The sequence below is a fragment of the Enterobacter sp. DSM 30060 genome (assembly GCF_013375955.1).
GTDB classification, from domain to species: domain Bacteria; phylum Pseudomonadota; class Gammaproteobacteria; order Enterobacterales; family Enterobacteriaceae; genus Enterobacter; species Enterobacter intestinihominis.
On the sequence record NZ_CP056118.1, the window covers coordinates 3,091,864 to 3,111,371 of the forward strand.

At 53.6% G+C, this 19,508-nt stretch carries 16 protein-coding genes; 6 read left to right on the forward strand and 10 right to left on the reverse strand.

All coding sequences use genetic code 11. The features are described 5' to 3' along the window. Positions 1–219 precede the first annotated feature (219 nt). The 4 genes from nagD to nagB are packed head-to-tail and all read right to left on the reverse strand — an operon-like array spanning position 220 to position 4,250. Positions 220–972, reverse strand: coding sequence for a ribonucleotide monophosphatase NagD (gene nagD / locus HWQ15_RS14690; protein WP_003858667.1), 753 nt, complete (start codon positions 970–972; stop codon positions 220–222). Between the two features lie 45 nt (positions 973–1,017). Then, complete coding sequence (locus tag HWQ15_RS14695) at positions 1,018–2,238, reverse strand: N-acetylglucosamine repressor (protein ID WP_022647442.1); 1,221 nt, start codon at positions 2,236–2,238, stop codon at positions 1,018–1,020. Between the two features lie 8 nt (positions 2,239–2,246). Then, the gene (gene nagA, locus HWQ15_RS14700; protein WP_063149444.1) at positions 2,247–3,395 is read right to left on the reverse strand and encodes an N-acetylglucosamine-6-phosphate deacetylase; all 1,149 of its coding nucleotides are present in this window, start codon (positions 3,393–3,395) and stop codon (positions 2,247–2,249) included. Between the two features lie 54 nt (positions 3,396–3,449). Further along, positions 3,450–4,250 carry a glucosamine-6-phosphate deaminase gene (gene nagB / locus HWQ15_RS14705; protein WP_003858663.1) on the reverse strand — a complete coding sequence of 267 codons (801 nt, stop codon included), beginning with the start codon at positions 4,248–4,250 and terminating at the stop codon, positions 3,450–3,452. Between the two features lie 325 nt (positions 4,251–4,575). Between nagB and nagE the strand changes: the two genes are divergently transcribed. The 4 genes from nagE to chiQ all read left to right on the forward strand — a co-directional run bounded on the left by nagE (position 4,576) and on the right by chiQ (position 10,580). After that, positions 4,576–6,525 (forward strand): PTS N-acetyl glucosamine transporter subunit IIABC, encoded by a 1,950-nt coding sequence (nagE, locus tag HWQ15_RS14710; protein WP_063149445.1) that lies wholly within the window; start codon positions 4,576–4,578, stop codon positions 6,523–6,525. Positions 6,526–6,694: 169 nt separating this feature from the next. Then, positions 6,695–8,362, forward strand: coding sequence for a glutamine--tRNA ligase (gene glnS, locus HWQ15_RS14715; protein ID WP_015571127.1), 1,668 nt, complete (start codon positions 6,695–6,697; stop codon positions 8,360–8,362). A gap of 446 nt (positions 8,363–8,808) precedes the next feature. Beyond that, positions 8,809–10,206 (forward strand): chitoporin, encoded by a 1,398-nt coding sequence (chiP, locus tag HWQ15_RS14720; protein WP_063149446.1) that lies wholly within the window; start codon positions 8,809–8,811, stop codon positions 10,204–10,206. A gap of 47 nt (positions 10,207–10,253) precedes the next feature. Beyond that, on the forward strand, positions 10,254–10,580 hold the full coding sequence (chiQ, locus tag HWQ15_RS14725; protein WP_032621829.1) for a ChiQ/YbfN family lipoprotein: 327 nt from the start codon (positions 10,254–10,256) through the stop codon (positions 10,578–10,580). Between the two features lie 92 nt (positions 10,581–10,672). On the opposite strand, the gene fur is transcribed toward chiQ, so the two are convergent. The 4 genes from fur to ybfF all read right to left on the reverse strand — a co-directional run bounded on the left by fur (position 10,673) and on the right by ybfF (position 13,286). Further along, positions 10,673–11,119 carry a ferric iron uptake transcriptional regulator gene (gene fur, locus HWQ15_RS14730; RefSeq protein WP_003858655.1) on the reverse strand — a complete coding sequence of 149 codons (447 nt, stop codon included), beginning with the start codon at positions 11,117–11,119 and terminating at the stop codon, positions 10,673–10,675. A gap of 291 nt (positions 11,120–11,410) precedes the next feature. After that, on the reverse strand, positions 11,411–11,941 hold the full coding sequence (fldA, locus tag HWQ15_RS14740) for a flavodoxin FldA (protein WP_003858653.1): 531 nt from the start codon (positions 11,939–11,941) through the stop codon (positions 11,411–11,413). A 155-nt stretch (positions 11,942–12,096) separates the two neighbouring features. Further along, positions 12,097–12,384, reverse strand: a complete 288-nt coding sequence (ybfE, locus tag HWQ15_RS14745; protein WP_003858652.1) for a LexA regulated protein — start codon at positions 12,382–12,384, stop codon at positions 12,097–12,099. Positions 12,385–12,512: 128 nt separating this feature from the next. Continuing rightward, positions 12,513–13,286 carry an esterase gene (ybfF, locus tag HWQ15_RS14750; RefSeq protein WP_022647446.1) on the reverse strand — a complete coding sequence of 258 codons (774 nt, stop codon included), beginning with the start codon at positions 13,284–13,286 and terminating at the stop codon, positions 12,513–12,515. 183 nt (positions 13,287–13,469) lie between these two features. Here ybfF and seqA point away from each other — a divergent pair, with 183 nt between their 5' ends. Next, positions 13,470–14,015: a replication initiation negative regulator SeqA gene (gene seqA, locus HWQ15_RS14755; RefSeq protein WP_058645948.1), complete on the forward strand. Its 546-nt coding sequence runs from the start codon at positions 13,470–13,472 to the stop codon at positions 14,013–14,015. Between the two features lie 24 nt (positions 14,016–14,039). Beyond that, a complete protein-coding gene (gene pgm, locus HWQ15_RS14760) occupies positions 14,040–15,680 on the forward strand; it encodes a phosphoglucomutase (alpha-D-glucose-1,6-bisphosphate-dependent) (protein WP_063149448.1) in 1,641 nt (546 codons plus the stop codon). Positions 15,681–15,790: 110 nt separating this feature from the next. Here pgm and potE read toward each other — a convergent pair whose 3' ends face one another. Together potE and speF are read right to left on the reverse strand one after the other, a co-directional pair. Then, positions 15,791–17,104 carry a putrescine-ornithine antiporter gene (potE, locus tag HWQ15_RS14765; protein WP_022647448.1) on the reverse strand — a complete coding sequence of 438 codons (1,314 nt, stop codon included), beginning with the start codon at positions 17,102–17,104 and terminating at the stop codon, positions 15,791–15,793. Then, entirely contained in the window at positions 17,101–19,299 is a 2,199-nt protein-coding gene (speF, locus tag HWQ15_RS14770; protein ID WP_063149449.1) for an ornithine decarboxylase SpeF, read from the reverse strand. Before speF ends, potE begins: the two co-directional genes overlap by 4 nt. Positions 19,300–19,508: the final 209 nt, after the last annotated feature.

Sequence of the window (19,508 nt, forward strand, 5' to 3'; positions counted from 1 at the left end):
TGTTGCTTGCTTATGAAAATGCCGCAAAAAGGGGAGGGGGCGCAAGCGTTTTACCGATGAAAACGTAAAAAGTGCAATGGCAATTGCCGAATCTTAAAAAAAGAGTATGCATTAAGCCATTCTATTGATGATTTCTCAATGAAGAGCTGATTTCGTTAGATGAAGTGATATTTTCAGGCAGCAGAAATGAAAAACCACGCCCTGAGGCGTGGTTCTGAATCAAATAACGTCGATTTCGTCGACAGAGGGGTAAATCCAGCTTGGCCGGAACGGCATCGTATCAATGTCATCAAGCTGTGAAACGCCAGAAAGCACCAGGATGGTTTCAAGCCCCGCCTGGAAGCCAGCCAGAATATCGGTACGCAGGTTGTCGCCCACGATGACGGTTTCTTCTGAGTGTGCCTGCATCGTATTCAGTGCGGCGCGGATGATCCACGGGCTCGGTTTACCGACAACAAACGGCTTACGACCCGAGATTTTTTCGATACCGGCGCACAGCGCACCGCAGGCGGGATAAAAACCACGACCATGCGTATCCGGGTTAGTGGCGATAAAACGTGCACCATTGGCGACAAAGTAGGCTGCTTTATGCATCATCTCCCAGTTAAAGGAGCGCGTTTCGCCCACGATGACAAAGTCCGGATTCACGTCGGTGATGGTGAAGCCCGCTTTATACAGCTCGTGGATCAGCGCGCCTTCGCCAACCACGTAGGCTTTTTTGCCTTCCTGACGCTTCAGGAAATCCGCGGTCGCCATCGCAGAGGTATAAAACACGCTGTCCGGGACATTGACGCCCGCGGTAGCAAAGCGATTTGCCAGATCCTGACCAGTCTGTGAAGGGTAGTTCGTGAGAAGAACCAGTGGCATTCCTTTGTCGATGATGCGGTGAAGAAACTCCGCAGCACCCGGCACGGCAACGTTGTCGTGCATCAGCACGCCGTCGATATCACAAATTACATTCTTAATGGTCATGGACAATCCGACATCAAAAAAAGAAGGCGTTACTATAAGGTCCGATCAGGATTCCAGCAAATGTTGCAGCAGGATCCCGTTGAGCATGGCACGTTTTACCAGGGCGAATGCGCCAATTGCCGAGCGGTGATCGAGCGTAGATCGCACCACCGGCAAATTCTGGCGAAATGCCTTCAGCGCCTGGGTATTGATGCAGCCTTCAATGGCAGGCAGTAATACTTTTTCGGCTTCAACGATCTCGCCGGCAATCACCACTTTTTGCGGATTAAACAGGTTGATGGCAATGGCGATGGTCTTACCCAGGTGGCGTCCTACCTGTTCGATCACTTCGCAGGCCAGCGCATCGCCTTTGTTTGCCGCTTTGCAGATGGCACCGATCTTACAGTCGCCCAGCGTGACGCGGCTCTGATAACCCTGCTCCAGCAGGTGGCGGACGCGATGTTCAATGGCGGCATTGGCGGCAACGGTTTCAAGACAGCCAAAGTTACCGCAGTGGCAGCGCTCGCCAAGCGGTTCCACCTGGATATGACCGATCTCGCCTACGTTACCGTTACGACCAATAAAAATGCGGCCATTCGAGATGATACCCGCACCTGTACCACGGTGAACGCGCACCAGAATAGAGTCTTCGCAGTCCTGGCTCGCACCAAAGTAGTGCTCCGCCAGCGCCAGCGAGCGGATATCGTGACCAACAAAGCAGGTCAGCTTGAAGCGTTTTTCCAGCGCCTCAACCAGCCCCCAGTTCTCTACTTTAATATGCGGCATGTAGCGAATAACGCCGCTTTCCGGGTCAACCAGACCGGGTAAAATCACCGAGATGGCGATGAGTTCACGGATCTTGCGCTGACAGCTTTCGATAAACTGCGCAATGGTATTCAGTAACGCGTGTTCGAGCGTCTCCTGCGTGCGCTCAGGAAGGGGGTAATGCTCTTCGGCAATGGCCTTGCTGCTCAGATCGTAGAGCGTAAGCGTGGTGTCATGACGTCCTAAGCGAACGCCAATGGCCTGAAAATTGCGGGTTTCAGTGACGATGGAAATCGCGCGGCGGCCGCCGGTGGAGGCCTGCTGATCCACTTCTTTGATCAGGCCGCGCTCAATAAGCTGACGTGTAATTTTTGTCACGCTGGCGGGAGCAAGCTGGCTTTGTTCGGCTATCTGAATGCGTGAGATTGGCCCGTGCTGGTCAATCAGGCGATAAACTGCCGCGCTGTTAAGTTGTTTAACGAGATCGACATTACCGATTTGAGCTTGTCCGCCTGGTGTCATACTTTTACTTACTCAGTGACGACCTCGTTACCATTAACGATGGTCTTAATAATTTTATAATCGTGTGTGAACGCCGTCAGGTTTGCAACCATACCTGGCGCAATACCGCCGAGCTGTTTATCGACGCCAATAGCGCGCGCCGGATAAAGCGTGGCCATGCGCAGCACTTCCTCAAGCGCAATGCCGCAATGTTCAACGAGGTTACGTACCCCTTCGATCATCGTCAGAGAAGAACCGCTCAGCGTGCCGTTCTCATCCACACACAGTCCATTCCGGTAGTATATTGTTTTACCAGCAAAAATGAACTGGTCAATATTCGCTCCTGCCGGAGCGGTAGCATCCGTGACCAGGCAGAGCTTGTCGCCTTTAAGGCGCTTGGCGTTGCGGATGTTGGTGTAATCGACATGCAAGCCGTCGGCGATAATGCCGCAGTAGACGTCTGGTTCATCCAGAATTGCGCCAACCAGTCCCGGTTCGCGACCGGTAATATACGGCATCGCGTTATAAAGGTGTGTGGCAAATGTAATACCTGCGCGGAAACCGGCCTTCGCCTCTTTAAGCGTCGCGTTCGAATGGCCCGCAGATACCACAATCCCGGCGGCGGTCAGTTTGCTGATAACGTCCGTGCCGGTCATTTCCGGTGCCAGCGTCACTTTGGTGATCACATCGGCATTGGCGCACATGTAATCCACCAGCTCGGCATCCGGTTTGCGCACGTAGTTCGGGTTATGGGTGCCTTTCTTGACCATATTCAGCCATGGTCCTTCCAGGTGCAGACCCAGCGCCTGATTCGGATGTTTTGCCAGGTATTCGCGCATGACGCGGATACCCTGTTTCATCAGGTCATCGCTGCTGGTAATCAGCGTTGGCAGATAGCTGGTGCAGCCCGATTTCTCGTTGGCTTTTTGCATGATTTCCAGCGTTTCAACCGTTACCGCCTCTGCGGTATCGTTAAACTGGACACCGCCGCAGCCGTTAAGCTGTACGTCGATGAAACCGGGGGAGATTACTGCTCCATTGAGGGAACGTTGTTCGATCTCCGGCGGCAGTTCCGCCAGCGGGCAAACACGTTCAATCAGGCCATTGGCGATTACAATCGCATGGTCATCCAGAATTTCATGGCCGGTATAAATCCGACCGTGGGTTAAAGCGTACATATCGACCCCCGGTTAAAAAAGCGACCGCCCCTGATAAAAGAGGCGGTTATTCAATTACAGACCTTTAATGTTCTCAGCTTCCAGCTCGTTGAAGTATTTCAGCGTTTTCACTTTCAGCTCCATGGTGGACGGTTCGTCACACACGACAACCGCTTTTGGATGCAACTGTAAGCAGCTGATGGTCCACATATGGTTCACGTTGCCTTCAACGGCAGCCTGAAGCGCTTGCGCTTTCACTGCGCCCAGTACCAGAATCATCACTTCTTCGGCATCCAGCAGTGTACCCACACCCACGGTCAGCGCGTATTTCGGCACCTGATTGACGTCGCCGTCAAAGAAGCGGGAGTTAGCCACACGCGTGTCATGGGTCAACGTTTTAATACGGGTACGGGAAGCCAGTGAAGATGCCGGTTCGTTGAACGCGATATGACCATCGTTGCCTACGCCGCCCATAAACAGGTGGATTTTACCGTAGGAACGGATTTTTTCTTCATACTGACGGCATTCTGCGTCAATATCAGGCGCGTTTCCATTCAGCAGGTTAATGTTTTCAGCCGGAATATCAACGTGATCGAAGAAATTACGGTGCATAAAGCTGTGGTAACTTTCCGGATGTTCCTTTGGCAGGCCGACATATTCGTCCATGTTGAAGGTCACAACATGTTTAAAGCTAACCTGGCCCGCTTTGTGCATTTCAACCAAAGCCTTATACGCGGTCAGGGGAGTACCACCGGTTGGAAGACCGAGTACGAAAGGACGATCGGCTGTTGGTTTGAACGCGTTGATGCGGTTAACGATATGACGAGCAGCCCATTTTCCGACTTGTTCAGCTGTTGCCAGGGGAATCAGTCTCATTATTCACCTCTAAAGTTTAAGTAAAAGTGGGCGGATGATTAGTGCAACCTGAACTAAGCGTAACCTGGAACCTTTCAGGCCGGATCAATCCGTCTTGATTTTTTGAATGATAAAATAAGTTTTCGTGGTTAGCCAGTGAAAGGGAGGGTTTAATACGATATTTGGTGACAATAATTACAAAAAATAGGTGTTTAATTTGCGATACGAATTAATTTTTCACACACTCACACTGCCAGTGAATCATCAACAGTATCTATCGTTCGTGACACAATAAAAACATAGTTAATGCGCGAGTCTTAACAAAGGGTCTCGTAGGGGGAATAGGATGAATATTTTAGGTTTTTTCCAGCGCCTCGGTAGGGCTTTGCAGCTCCCTATCGCCGTGCTACCGGTTGCAGCATTGCTGCTGCGATTCGGGCAACCCGATCTTCTTAATGTGCCGTTTATTGCCCAGGCAGGCGGCGCCATTTTTGACAACCTTGCGCTGATTTTCGCCATCGGCGTGGCGTCAAGCTGGTCAAAAGACAGCGCCGGTGCTGCGGCACTGGCAGGGGCGGTAGGTTACTTCATCCTCACGAAAGCGATGGTAACCATCAACCCGGAAATCAACATGGGTGTACTGGCGGGTATCATTACCGGTCTGGTCGGTGGCGCCGTGTACAACCGCTGGGCGGGTATCAAACTGCCTGACTTCCTGAGCTTCTTCGGCGGTAAACGTTTTGTGCCGATTGCGACGGGCTTTTTCTGTCTGATCCTCGCCGCCATCTTTGGCTACGTTTGGCCACCGGTTCAGCATGCTATCCATGCGGGTGGCGAGTGGATCGTGTCTGCGGGCGCAATGGGCGCGGGCATCTTCGGTTTCATTAACCGTCTGCTGATCCCAACCGGTCTGCATCAGGTACTGAACACCATCGCCTGGTTCCAGATTGGTGAGTTCACCAACGCGGCTGGCGCGGTATTCCACGGTGATATCAACCGCTTCTACGCAGGTGACGGCACCGCGGGCATGTTCATGTCCGGCTTCTTCCCAATCATGATGTTTGGTCTGCCTGGCGCCGCGCTGGCAATGTACCTGGCTGCGCCGAAAGCGCGTCGCCCAATGGTTGGCGGGATGCTGCTGTCCGTTGCGATCACCGCCTTCCTGACCGGCGTGACCGAGCCGCTGGAATTCCTGTTCATGTTCCTGGCTCCGCTGCTGTATCTGATGCACGCGATCCTGACCGGTATCAGCCTGTTCGTTGCCACCCTTCTGGGTATCCATGCAGGCTTCTCCTTCTCCGCAGGCGCTATCGACTATGTGTTGATGTACAACCTGCCGGCGGCAAGCAGCAACGTCTGGATGCTGGTGGTGATGGGCCTGATCTTCTTCGTTATCTACTTCGTTCTGTTCAGCGCGGTTATTCGTATGTTTAACCTGAAGACGCCGGGCCGCGAAGATACGAAAGATGATGTTGTGACCAGTGAAGCCAACAGCAACACCGAAGAGGGTTTAACCCAGCTGGCAACCAGCTATATTGCCGCTGTGGGTGGCACCGACAACCTGAAAGCGATCGATGCCTGTATTACCCGTCTGCGTCTGACCGTGGGCGACTCCGCGCGCGTGAGCGATGCAATGTGCAAACGCCTTGGTGCGTCTGGTGTGGTGAAGCTGAACAAACAAACCATCCAGGTTATCGTGGGTGCGAAAGCCGAATCTATCGGCGATGAAATGAAAAAAGTGGTTGCCCGTGGGCCGGTCGCTGCCGCCTCAACGGATAACGCGCCAGTGGCTGACACGCCGGTTGCAAAACCGCAGGCTGTGCCAAATGCGGTGACCATCGCTGCGCTGGTTTCTCCGGTGACAGGTGACGTTGTTGCGCTTGAGCAGGTGCCTGACGAAGCGTTCGCCAGCAAAGCGGTTGGTGATGGCGTGGCGGTGAAACCAACGGACAAAACCGTGGTCTCTCCGGCAGCCGGTACTATCGTGAAAATCTTCAACACCAACCACGCGTTCTGCCTGGAAACGGAAAAAGGCGCGGAGATCGTTGTCCATATGGGTATCGATACCGTTGCGCTGAACGGTCAGGGCTTTACTCGCCTGGTGGAAGAGGGCGCTGAAGTGGCGGCAGGCCAGCCGATTCTGGAAATGGATCTGGAGTTCCTGAACGCCAACGCGCGCTCCATGATAAGCCCGGTAGTGTGCAGCAACATCGACGACTTCAGCGGTCTGGTGATCCAGGCGCAGGGGCAGGTAGTTGCAGGCCAAACGCCACTGTATGAGATTAAAGGCAAGTAATCGCTCCTGAGTAGAGTTATGCCTTTAGCGGCGGGGGATATCCTCCGCCGCTTTTTTTTGCAGCAATTGCCCCCATTATTTTCTTCCGGGACGTTTTAAGGGTTGTCACTACGTCCGGCTTATAAGATCATATGCCGTTATACGTTGTTTACGCTTTGAGGAATCCACGATGAGTGAGGCAGAAGCCCGCCCGAGTAACTTTATTCGTCAGATCATCGATGAAGATCTGGCCAGTGGTAAGCACACCACAGTCCACACGCGTTTCCCGCCGGAGCCAAATGGCTACCTGCACATTGGTCACGCTAAATCGATCTGCCTGAACTTTGGTATTGCGCAAGACTACCAGGGGCAGTGCAACCTGCGTTTCGATGACACCAACCCAGTAAAAGAAGACATCGAATACGTTGAGTCGATTAAAAACGACGTGCAATGGCTGGGCTTCAACTGGTCTGGCGATATCTGCTACTCCTCAGACTATTTCGATCAGCTGTATGCCTATGCGGTTGAACTGATTAACAAGGGTCTGGCATACGTCGATGAGCTCTCTGCTGACGAAATCCGTGAATACCGCGGTACGCTGACTCAGCCCGGTAAGAACAGTCCGTTCCGCGATCGTAGCGTGGAAGAGAACCTGGCGCTGTTTGAAAAAATGCGTGCCGGTGGCTTTGAAGAAGGTAAAGCGTGTCTGCGTGCCAAAATCGATATGGCGTCTCCGTTCATCGTGATGCGCGATCCGGTGCTGTACCGCATTAAGTTCGCAGAACACCACCAGACCGGTAACAAGTGGTGCATCTACCCGATGTACGACTTCACCCACTGCATCAGCGATGCGCTGGAAGGCATTACGCACTCTCTGTGCACGCTGGAATTCCAGGACAACCGTCGTCTGTACGACTGGGTGCTGGATAACATCACCATTCCTGTGCATCCGCGTCAGTACGAGTTCTCTCGTCTGAACCTGGAATACACCGTGATGTCCAAGCGTAAGCTGAACCTGCTGGTCACTGACAAGCACGTTGAAGGCTGGGACGACCCACGTATGCCGACCATTTCTGGCCTGCGTCGTCGTGGCTACACCTCCGCCTCCATTCGTGAGTTCTGCAAACGTATCGGCGTCACCAAGCAGGACAACACCATCGAAATGGCGTCTCTGGAATCCTGCATTCGTGAAGACCTGAACGAAAACGCGCCGCGCGCGATGGCGGTGATCGATCCAGTGAAACTGGTTATCGAAAACTATCCGCAGGGCGGGAGCGAACTGGTCTCTATGCCTAATCATCCGAACAAACCGGAAATGGGCACCCGCGACGTGCCGTTCAGCGGTGAAATCTGGATCGATCGTGCCGACTTCCGCGAAGAAGCGAACAAGCAGTACAAGCGTCTGGTGCTGGGCAAAGAAGTACGTCTGCGTAACGCCTATGTAATCAAAGCCGAGCGCGTAGAGAAAGATGCGGAAGGTAACATCACGACCATCTTCTGTACGTACGACGCAGAAACGCTGAGCAAAGATCCGGCGGATGGCCGTAAAGTGAAAGGTGTAATCCACTGGGTGAGCGCGCAGCATGCGCTGCCGGTTGAGATCCGTCTCTACGACCGTCTGTTCAGCGTGCCTAACCCAGGCGCAGCGGAAGACTTCCTGGCGGTTATTAACCCTGAGTCGCTGATTATCAAGCAGGGGTATGCCGAGCCGTCTCTGAAAGCCGCTGAAGCCGGTAAAGCGTTCCAGTTCGAACGTGAGGGTTATTTCTGCCTGGACAGCCGTTACAGCACGGCAGAAAAACCGGTATTTAACCGTACCGTGGGTCTGCGTGATACCTGGACTAAGATCGGCGAATAATAACGCTGCTCTGGTCAATGAGAAACAAACGCCGCGTAATGCGGCGTTTTTTTATTTAACGATCATGTCGTTAAGCATCGGGATAATCTTTTAAAGCCAACATTCCAGGTCAATGTGGTGCTACTTATTTTATTTAAAAAAGTTTGTTGTTTTCCAAATACAGAAACGCTGAAAAATATATTCTCAATCTCAATGTTACTTACTGAAAATTAGCGTATTCCCCCGCCAGTACTCGCTTCCCGGTAAATGTTACAAAGCACTACGAAATATGTGCTCTTCGTCATAATCCTGACTTTTGCCTGATTAAAAGCATTGATAATTCGCGTCGCGAAAAATAACCTAAAGACGGTAGTTAATTCGAGGGTATTTCTGACTACCCCTGACCATTTGGTCTTTTCTGATTTTCGCCGTTTAAGGCGTTTTAATTCGTCAAAGAGGAATAATCTATGCGTACGTTCAGTGGCAAACGTAGTGCGCTGGCGCTGGCTATCGCCGGTGTGACAGCAATGTCGGGCCTGGTGGTTGCGCCAGAGGCAAAAGCAGCAGGTTTCATTGAAGATTCCACCCTTACGGGCGGTATTTATTACTGGCAACGTGAGCGTGACCGTAAAGACGTCACTGAAGATAAATACAAAACTAACCTTTCTCACTCGACCTGGAACGCCAACCTGGATTTCCAGTCGGGATATGCCGCCGATATGTTCGGGATCGATATTGCAGCGTTCACCGCAATTGAAATGGCCGAAAATGGCGACAGCGGCCATCCGAACGAAATTGCGTTCTCCTCCAGCAATAAAGCTTACGACGAAGACTGGTCCGGCGATAAAAGCGGAATCAGCCTGTATAAAGCGGCTGCAAAATTCAAATATGGCCCGGTCTGGGCGCGTGGTGGTTATATCCAGCCAACCGGTCAGACGCTGTTAGCGCCGCACTGGAGCTTTATGCCAGGTACCTATCAGGGCGCGGAAGCCGGTGCTAATTTTGACTACGGCGATGCGGGGGCGTTGAGCTTCTCCTATATGTGGACCAACGAGTACAAAGCGCCGTGGCACATTGAGATGGACAAGTTCTATCAAAACGATAAAAAAACCAAAGTTGATTATCTCCACTCGCTGGGGGCGAAGTACGACTTCAAAAACGATCTGGTGCTGGAAGCGGCTTTTGGTCAGGCTGAAGGTTATATTGATCAGTACTTTGCTAAAGCCAGCTACAAATTTGATATCGCAGGTAGCCCGCTGAGCACCAGCTATCAGTTCTACGGTACGCGCGACAAGGTCAGCGATGGCAGCGTAAATGATATTTATGACGGCACCGCGTGGTTACAGGCGCTGACCTTCGGCTACAAGGTGGGTCAGGTTGATTTGCGTCTGGAGGGTACATGGGTCAAGTCAGAAGGGCAGCAGGGCTATTTCCTGCAACGTATGACGCCAACCTACGCCTCTTCCAATGGTCGTCTGGATATCTGGTGGGATAACCGCTCTGACTTCAACGCCGACGGCGAAAAAGCAGTCTTCTTCGGCGCAATGTATGACCTGAAGAACTGGAACCTGCCTGGCTGGGCAGTGGGCGCGTCCTACGCGTACGCCTGGGACGCGAAGCCAGCGGATATGGCTACGCCAGACGCCTACTACGATCCGAACTACCGTCTGAAAGAGTCTTCATACAGTCTGGATGCGATTTATACCCTGCAGGAGGGTCGTGCGAAAGGCACGATGTTCAAACTGCACTTCACCCAGTATGACAACCACTCCGATATCCCGAGCTACGCGGGCGGTTACGGCAACATCTTCCAGGATGAGCGCGACGTGAAATTTATGGTCATTGCGCCATTTACCATCTTCTGATGAATGCTGCGGCGGGCTGTGTCCCGCCGTTATGGAGACTGAACATGATGAAAAAAAGGGTAATCGTTGCGCTGCTGGCATTCGGGCTGGTGGCGTGCGCGCAGGATCAGGCGCCGAAAGAAGACTCCCGTCTTAAAGAGGCGTATAGCGCTTGCATCAATACCGCACAAGGTTCACCTGAGAAGATTGAAGCCTGTCAAAGCGTGCTGAACGTGCTGAAAAAAGACAAAGCCCATGAGCAATTCGCCACGCAGGAAAACGTTCGCGTGATGGATTACCAGGCCTGTATTCAGGCGCGTAAAACCGGTAACGATCAGGAAGTGGCGAAGCGTTGCGATAAGATTTGGGACGAGATTCGCAATAACAATAAATAAGTTGCTTTACGCCCGGTGGCGCTGCGCTTACCGGGCTTTTTCCAGGCAAAAAAAAGCCAACCTCACGGCTGGCTCAGAGTATGAACACTGACTTATTTTGCGTCGTGCGCATGTTCATTTTCGCGGCAATCCCCTTCAGCACAGTGACCGTACAGGTACAGGCTGTGGTTGGTCAGGCGGATGCCATGACGGGCGGCGATTTCACGCTGGCGTGATTCAATGGAATCATCGCTAAATTCAATGACCTTGCCACAGTCGAGGCAGATCAGGTGATCGTGGTGGTGCTGCTGAGTCAGCTCGAACACGGATTTACCGCCTTCGAAATTATGACGAGTAACAATGCCCGCGTCATCAAACTGGTTCAGCACACGATAGACGGTTGCCAGCCCAATCTCTTCACCCATATCGATAAGACGCTTATAAAGGTCTTCCGCACTGACATGGTGATTGTCTGGCCCCTGAAGCACTTCAAGGATTTTTAACCGAGGAAGCGTTACTTTCAGGCCAGCTTTCTTTAATGCGGTATTGTTGTCAGTCATGCGGAATCTGTCCTGTTGCTAAACGATTCACTTCAAAAGAAGAAGTGACAGAAAATGCACTTGGGATAATGCGTCTCATTATAGAACTGCCATGGCTAAATGAAAACTGCAAGTCTCAAGCAAAGTATGCTTATAAAAACGTGGTATCACCAACAAACTTGTTCGATGGCACCCACTTTTTACCAGGGGGATATTGTACAGGTCTGGACGAAAAAGTTAAAAGTTTGTAGCAATTAATTTAATCGGTTTTACCTGGACAACGGGCGCAACCGGAGTTGCGCCGCAGGGATATCAGGCGTTAAGGATATCGTCCAGGTTCAGCTCTTCACGAACCTGCTTAACCCATTTTTCTACACGCTCTGCGGTCAGCTCTGGCTGACGGTCTTCATCAATGGCAAGGCCAACGAAGTGATCGTCATCTGCCAGACCTTTGGAAGCTTCAAAGTGGTAACCCGCTGTTGGCCAGTGACCAACGATCGCCGCACCGCGCGGCTCAATGATGTCGCGAATAGTGCCCAGCGCATCACAGAAATACTCAGCGTAGTCTTCCTGATCGCCACAGCCAAACAGGGCAACCAGCTTGCCGTTGAAGTCGACTTCTTCCAGCGTCGGGAAGAAATCGTCCCAGTCACACTGTGCTTCACCGTAGTACCAGGTCGGGATGCCCAGCAGCAGGATGTCATAGCCCTCGAGATCTTCTTTGCTGCTCTTGGCGATGTCATGCACATCAGCAACGTCTTTACCGAGCTGTTTTTGAATGTTTTTTGCGATATTTTCAGTATTGCCGGTATCACTGCCAAAGAAAATGCCGATGATTGCCATGAGTAAAATAACCTCTTGAAACTTAATGGTATGGTGGCGCAAATTGTCCACGGATAAGGGCAATAATAGCAGAACAGGCAACCCTGCGGAAACAGCTATCACGCAGGACTGCACTCTGTGCTACATGAAAAAGGTAATATTGGGGATTTTCTGACTCACGCCTTGCCGCGTAACGTCTCAAGCTGGGCGATCAGCATCTCTTCGATCAGTTCGCTGCGGCTGATGTTGCGCGCGTCAGCTAACTCGTTAAGCGCATCGACGGCATCGGCATTCAGCTTGAGTTCGACACGCTTAAGCCCACGATTTTTATCGCGTTTAAGCTGGTTGCGTTTATTGATACGCAGCTGTTCATCGCGCGAAAGCGGATTCGTTTTCGGTCGTCCCGGTCGACGCTCATTCGCGAACAGATCTAGTGTCGTACGGTCCGTTTGTTCTTTGGCCATGATTCTGAGACTTCGGGGGAAACACGCCGCCCTGCTAATGCCCGGGCGATAAGCGCGCCATCATACATCACCCATATCCACACGCCAACGACTGGAAGCCCGTCGTCTTCCGGTCGCTGGCTTTTTAATCAATTCGCTGTATCAGTAAGATAGCGGCGAATGGCGCGCAGGACGGCATCCGGTTTTTCCGCGTGGACCCAGTGCCCGGCACCGGCGATGACGTGAGCGCGAGCCTGCGGAAATTGCGCCAGCAGCGTGTCACGGTACGCGTCAGTGACGTAAGGGGAGTTGCCGCCGCGAATAAAGAGGGTAGGGTGCGGCCAGGCGGGGACATTTTCCCACCCCACAATATGCGAATACTGATCCCACAGTACCGGGACGTTAAAGCGCCATTGTCCGTCAACAAAGGATTTCAGCAGGAACTGGACCACGCCTTCTTCATCGAGATGCTCGCGCATAACGGCTGCCGCCTGCTGGCGTGTGGAGACGCCTGACTCTGTCACAGCATTGATCGCAGCGAAAATCTCATCATGACGGCGAACGTCGTAATTGACGGGCGCAACGTCAATGACCACCAGACCGGAAATTCGCTCAGGGGCCAGCGCAGTGAGCGCCATCACCGCTTTACCGCCCATTGAATGCCCGATGAGCGTCGCTTTCTGGATATTATTCGCATCGAGGGTGTCCCGCAGATCCTGCGCCATGGCTGCGTAGGTCATCTCCTCAGAGCGCCCTGAAAGACCGTGATTGCGCATATCAACCTGGAGGATCTCGTGATCGGTCACTAAATCGCGCGCCAGCACGCCCAGGTTATCCAGGCTACCAAACAGGCCGTGAACCAGTACGATGGGAGAATTATTGTTCGGCGATTGTGCAGTTTGCGCTCGGGTATTCAATTTCATGGCAAAGTTCTTTTTTTAGGTTTGTCAGGTTAGGGTATCATGTTGACCATTCTGCCGCCCGGGGGCAAGGATCCAGTTTAATCTGACTTTTGCCGCCAACCTGGTTTGACGCTATCCGCTGTTGGGATTAGACCTTATAATCTCAACGACTTGTATTCAGATAAGATATCGCACTGGATTAAGATGAAAACAATCGAAGTTGATGACGAACTCTATCAGTATATTGCCAGCCAGACGCGGCATATTGGGGAGAGCGCGTCCGACATTTTACGGCGCATGCTTAAAATTTCCGCCGCCTCACAGCCCACTCCTGTCACTAAAGATGTCGTGTCTCAGCCGAGCGTTGTTGCACAAGTAAAACCTGCCGTCATGCCGGCAAAAGACAAAGTGCGCGCGATGCGCGAGCTGCTGCTGTCCGATGAATATGCAGAGCAGAAAAAGGCGGTTAACCGCTTTATGCTGGTGCTGTCTACACTTTATTCACTGGATAACAACGCATTTGCAGAAGCGACAGAGTCGCTGCACGGTCGCACGCGCGTTTACTTCTCAGGTGACGAGCAGACCCTGCTGCAAAATGGCAACCAAACCAAACCCAAACATGTTCCCGGTACGCCATACTGGGTGATCACCAATACCAATACGGGCCGCAAGTGCAGCATGATCGAACATATCATGCAGTCCATGCAGTTCCCGGCGGAATTGATCGAAAAGGTTTGCGGTACAATTTAACCCTTGCATCAGAAGGACCAGGCAATGGCAAATCACAGCCGTGCAGGACAACCTGCACAACAACGCGATTTGATTAACGTCGCTCAACTGACCGCGCAGTACTACGTGCTGAAGCCGGTGGTGGGCAACGCAGAACACGCAGTGAAGTTTGGTACATCTGGCCACCGCGGCAGCGCGGCGCGCCACAGCTTTAACGAACCGCACATTCTGGCCATTGCTCAGGCCATCGCGGAAGAGCGCGCCAAAAATGGCGTCACCGGTCCGTGCTATGTTGGGAAAGATACCCACGCCCTGTCTGAACCTGCCTTTATCTCCGTGCTGGAAGTACTGGCGGCAAACGGCGTAGACGTGATTGTTCAGGAGAACAACGGTTTCACGCCAACGCCTGCGGTTTCTAACGCTATTCTGGTACATAACAAAAAAGGTGGCGCGCAGGCGGACGGTATTGTGATCACCCCGTCCCACAACCCACCGGAAGATGGCGGCATCAAGTACAACCCACCTAACGGTGGCCCGGCGGATACCAACGTCACGAAAGTGGTGGAAGATCGCGCCAACGCGTTACTGGCTAACGGTCTGAACGGCGTGAAGCGCATCTCGCTGGATGAAGCCATGGCGTCCGGCCACGTGAAAGAGCAGGATCTGGTGCAGCCGTTCGTGGAAGGGCTGGCGGATATCGTCGATATGGCCGCTATCCAGAAAGCCGGTCTGAAGCTGGGCGTGGATCCGCTGGGCGGCTCCGGTATTGAATACTGGAAACGCATTGCCGAGCACTACAAGCTGGATCTGACCATCGTGAACGATCACGTCGATCAGACCTTCCGCTTTATGCACCTGGACAAAGACGGCGCGATCCGTATGGACTGCTCCTCCGAATGCGCAATGGCGGGCCTGCTGGCGCTGCGCGACAAGTTCGATCTGGCGTTTGCCAACGACCCGGACTACGACCGCCACGGTATCGTCACCCCGGCTGGGCTGATGAACCCTAACCACTACCTGGCTGTTGCGATCAATTATCTCTTCCAGCATCGTCCGCAGTGGGGCGAAGAGGTTGCGGTGGGTAAAACGCTGGTCTCTTCCGCCATGATTGACCGTGTGGTCGATGCGCTGGGCCGCAAGCTGGTGGAAGTGCCGGTGGGCTTCAAGTGGTTTGTTGACGGTCTGCACGACGGCAGCTTCGGCTTTGGTGGTGAAGAGAGCGCGGGGGCATCCTTCCTGCGCTTCGACGGCACCCCATGGTCAACCGATAAAGACGGCATCATAATGTGCCTGCTGGCGGCGGAAATCACCGCGGTTACCGGTAAGAACCCGCAGGAACATTACAACGACCTGGCAGCACGCTTTGGTGCGCCAAGCTATAACCGTATTCAGGCTGGCGCGACCTCTGCTCAGAAAGCCGCTCTGTCCAAACTCTCTCCGGAGATGGTCAGCGCAAGCACCCTGGCAGGTGACCCGATCACCGCGCGTCTGACGGCGGCACCGGGTAACGGCGCATCCATCGGCGGCCTGAAAGTGATGACCGAAAACGGCTGGTTCGCCGCGCGTCCATCCGGTACGGAAGATGCGTACAAAATCTATTGCGAAAGCTTCCTCGGCGCTGAGCACCGCCAGCAGATTGAGAAAGAAGCGGTAGAGATTGTCAGCGAAGTGCTGAAAAACGCGTAAGTGGTGTCTGGTGCGGGCTGATGCCCTCACCCAGGCCCTCTCCCACAGGGAGAGGGAGAAAACATTGATCTCGTAGGCCCGGTAAGCGTTAGCGCCACCGGGCTTCTTTTTTAACTATGCTTATTCTTCAGTTCAAACCGTGGTGACACCAGACCGTACAGCGTCCAGCCCATAAAGGTCACCATCGCGCCATACAGCATCGCCTCCTGACCGGACGAGTAGAGCGCATAGAAGCTGTAAATCGCCCCAATCAGCGCCACGATATTGGCCGCCCGGGCTTTGCGCGGATCCACCTTCGCCACCTTCTGAATAATCACCAGTGCCGCCATCGACAGAATGTACGGAATGATGTTCGTCACCACCGCCAGGTTGACCAGTACATTAAACTGGCTGTTCAGTGACGGGCTGATGGTCATCAGCGACAAACCGCTCTGGAAAATCACAATCGCCAGCATACCCTGTACCGGCGCATCCGCTTTGGTGACGCGGGAGAAGATTTTCGGGAAATAACCTTCGTCAGCGGAGGATTTGAATACCTGGGCGATGGTGAACTGCCAGCCCAGCAGCGAGCCGCAGCAGGACATTACCATCAGTCCCATGATCACTTTCCCTACCTCTGGCGTAAACATCTGCGCAAACGCCAGCCCGAACGGCGCCGTGGAGTTAGCGAGATCCATGTTGGGCACAATTCCCGCAATCACGTTGGTTGAGACGATATAGATCACCGCCGCCCCCAGCGTCCCGCCGAGTACCGCGATCGGCACGTTCTTTTCCGGGTTTTCCACCACTTCCGCATTCGCACAGGCTGACTCGAGACCGAGGAAAGCCCATAGCGTCATGGCGATGGACGATCCCACGGCGGTGAAGAACGGCACGTGGTGCGGGTTCCAGGAATTGGCGTACAGCGTCGGGCTGAACCAGAACCAGCCGATGATGCACAGACCGACAACCGGAATGATCACGCCCCAGACGGTGATGCTGCTGAGTTGTCCGGTGATGCGCGCGCCGCCAAAGTTGGCGACGGTGCAGATCCACAGCACGCCGATGGTCGCCAGCCCAATCTGCACCGGGGTCAGCGTCGCGCCAAACAGCTCCGTACCGTAACCGACAGCGGAAATGGCAATCGCCACGTTGGCGATCAGCAGCGACACGCCGTAGGTGTAGTTGGCCATAAAGTTGCCCGACTTGCCAAACGCATATTCGGCATAGCCGCCCATGCCGCCAGACTTACGGCTGAACATCCCGCACTTGGCAAACGCCCACGCCAGCGCCATTGAGCCGACTGCCGTTACCAGCCAGGAGATAATCGAAATCGTCCCCACTTCAGCGAGCTTAGTGGGCAGCATGATGATCCCGGACCCCATCATATTCACCATGGTGAGGATAGTGAGTTGTACCACGCCCATCTTGTTGGACTTACTCATAATTTTTCTCCTTTCAGCAGAGACGGCTGAGCGGCGGGTTGTTTAATGACGTAGCAGCGCACCTGTTTGCGCCCGTCACACTCCTCGACGTAAACCCCCTGTAACTCCGGCGCAAAGCCCGGCAGCAGATTGATCCCGTCTTCCAGCGCGGCGAAATAGCGCAGCACGGAACCGCCCCAGACTTCCCCCGGAACCACGCACAACACCCCCGGTGGGTAAGGCAGCGCGCCTTCCGCGGCGATACGGCCTTCCGCGTCGCGCAGTGACACCAGCTCGACCTCACCGCGCAGATAGGCATAGTTCGCCTCCTGCGGGTTCATCATGACGCGCGGGAAGTGAGACTTGCGGAACATCTCTTTCTGCAACTGCTTCACGTTATGGCGGGCGTAGAGGTCGTGCATCTCCTGACAAATCTGACGCAGGGAATAATCCGCATAACGTTCCGGATGTTGCTTATAAAGAGAGGGCAGAACCTCTTTCAGCGGCACATCGCTCTGGAGCAGTTTTTCGAAGCGCACCAGCTGGGCGACGAGCTGCTGCAATTTGCCCATGTCCTCCGCCGGGGTGAGCAGGAACAGAATGGAATTGAGGTCGCATTTTTCCGGCACGATGCCGTTTTCACGCAGGAAGTTGGCGAGGATGGTGGCGGGCACGCCGAAATCATCATACTCGCCGGTGCGGGCGTTGATGCCTGGCGTGGTCAGCAGCAGTTTGCAGGGATCAATAAAATACTGATGCTCGGCATATCCCTCAAAGGCGTGCCAGCGTTCGCCCGGAACGAAATGGAAGAAGCGCAGATCGGTGGCGATCTCCGCCGTATCCCAGCTTTCCCACGGACGGCCATCCACCGTCTCCGGCACGAACGGGCGAATAAACTGACAGTTCTGAAGGATCAGTTTTCGCGCTTCGATACCCGTCACCACGCAGTCCATCCACATGTTGCGCCCACTTTGCCCCTCGTGCATGCGGGCGTTGATATCCAGGGCGGCAAACAGCGGATAAAACGGGCTGGTGGAGGCGTGCATCATAAAGGCGTTGTTGAGGCGCTTATGCGGAACATAGCGCGGCTGGCCTTTTATGTGGCTGTCCTTCTTATGGATTTGCGAGGTTTGCGAGAAGCCTGCCTGCTGCTTATGCACCGACTGGGTAACCAGAATGCCCGGATCGTTTTCGTTCAGCTCCAGCAGCAGCGGCGAACAGTCGGCCATCATCGGGATAAACTGCTCGTAACCCACCCAGGCGGAGTCAAACAGGATGTAATCGCACAGGTGACCAATCTTATCCACCACCTGACGGGCGTTATAAATGGTACCGTCGTAGGTGCCCAGCTGGATCACTGCCAGACGGAAGGGACGTTCATCCCGCGCGCGACCAGGCGCGACTTCTGACACCAGTTCCCGCAGGTAACTCTCGTCGAAACAGTGTGCGTCAATACCGCCGATAAACCCGTACGGGTTGCGCGCTGTTTCCAGATACACCGGCGTCGCTCCCGCCTGTAACAGTGCTCCGTGGTGATTAGATTTATGGTTATTGCGATCGAACAGCACCAGATCGCCTGGCGTGAGCAGGGCATTGAGCACTACCTTATTGGAAGAGGAGGTGCCGTTCAGCACGAAGTAGGTTTTATCCGCATTAAAGACTTTTGCCGCATGCTGTTGGGCGATGCATGGCGCACCTTCATGGATCAGCAGATCGCCCATTGCCACGTCGGCATTGCACAGATCGGCGCGGAAAAGCGTTTCGCCAAAGAAATCGACAAACTGGTTTCCGGCCGGATGGCGGCGGAAGAACTGGCCTCCCTGATGTCCGGGGCAGTCAAACGCGCTGTTCCCCTGCTGGACGTAATCGACCAGCGCGCGGAAGAACGGCGGGCGGAGCTGGGTTTCGTACTTCTGCGCAGCCGCTTCAAGCTGGCGTCCGTAGTACGCATTGCTGGTGTCGGAGTACTCAAAAACGCCGTGAATACGCGACAGAAATTCAGCCGGAACCCTTTCTTCTTTATGCGTGGCAATAAACACCGGGATACCGAATCCCGTGGCTTCTATTTCTTCTATGGCGCCATTGAAAATATCGCTGACGGCCAGAACCACGGCTGCCACATCAATATAATCCGATGCGGTGATATCCACGATGTCGCGCGAAGTGGTAAAGCATTCAGGGCAGGCACGGCTGACGGCAATTTTTAACGTTTTCATCTTTATCTCTTTATTTCAGGCAATATGGGGCCCTCGACTTCTTGCGGTAAAGAAATCGATTATTTCCGGAAAAAAAAAGCAAAGCGTGTCCGCTGATACGAAATCAGTTAATTGCTTTTTTGCTGAGTCGAATTCAGTCCGCCCGGTTGCGGAGAATCTGAATCACAAGGAATGAGCGCAGGTGTTCACAGGCAACAGCCTGTAAAATA

Bases quoted from the DNA above. Each gene is read 5' to 3' on its own strand.
- nagD (WP_003858667.1), bottom strand. From the start codon at position 972: ATGACCATTAAGAATGTAATTTGTGATATCGACGGCGTGCTGATGCAC.
- HWQ15_RS14695 (WP_022647442.1), bottom strand. From the start codon at position 2,238: ATGACACCAGGCGGACAAGCTCAAATCGGTAATGTCGATCTCGTTAAA.
- nagA (WP_063149444.1), bottom strand. From the start codon at position 3,395: ATGTACGCTTTAACCCACGGTCGGATTTATACCGGCCATGAAATTCTG.
- nagB (WP_003858663.1), bottom strand. From the start codon at position 4,250: ATGAGACTGATTCCCCTGGCAACAGCTGAACAAGTCGGAAAATGGGCT.
- nagE (WP_063149445.1), top strand. From the start codon at position 4,576: ATGAATATTTTAGGTTTTTTCCAGCGCCTCGGTAGGGCTTTGCAGCTC.
- glnS (WP_015571127.1), top strand. From the start codon at position 6,695: ATGAGTGAGGCAGAAGCCCGCCCGAGTAACTTTATTCGTCAGATCATC.
- chiP (WP_063149446.1), top strand. From the start codon at position 8,809: ATGCGTACGTTCAGTGGCAAACGTAGTGCGCTGGCGCTGGCTATCGCC.
- chiQ (WP_032621829.1), top strand. From the start codon at position 10,254: ATGAAAAAAAGGGTAATCGTTGCGCTGCTGGCATTCGGGCTGGTGGCG.
- fur (WP_003858655.1), bottom strand. From the start codon at position 11,119: ATGACTGACAACAATACCGCATTAAAGAAAGCTGGCCTGAAAGTAACG.
- fldA (WP_003858653.1), bottom strand. From the start codon at position 11,941: ATGGCAATCATCGGCATTTTCTTTGGCAGTGATACCGGCAATACTGAA.
- ybfE (WP_003858652.1), bottom strand. From the start codon at position 12,384: ATGGCCAAAGAACAAACGGACCGTACGACACTAGATCTGTTCGCGAAT.
- ybfF (WP_022647446.1), bottom strand. From the start codon at position 13,286: ATGAAATTGAATACCCGAGCGCAAACTGCACAATCGCCGAACAATAAT.
- seqA (WP_058645948.1), top strand. From the start codon at position 13,470: ATGAAAACAATCGAAGTTGATGACGAACTCTATCAGTATATTGCCAGC.
- pgm (WP_063149448.1), top strand. From the start codon at position 14,040: ATGGCAAATCACAGCCGTGCAGGACAACCTGCACAACAACGCGATTTG.
- potE (WP_022647448.1), bottom strand. From the start codon at position 17,104: ATGAGTAAGTCCAACAAGATGGGCGTGGTACAACTCACTATCCTCACC.
- speF (WP_063149449.1), bottom strand. From the start codon at position 19,299: ATGAAAACGTTAAAAATTGCCGTCAGCCGTGCCTGCCCTGAATGCTTT.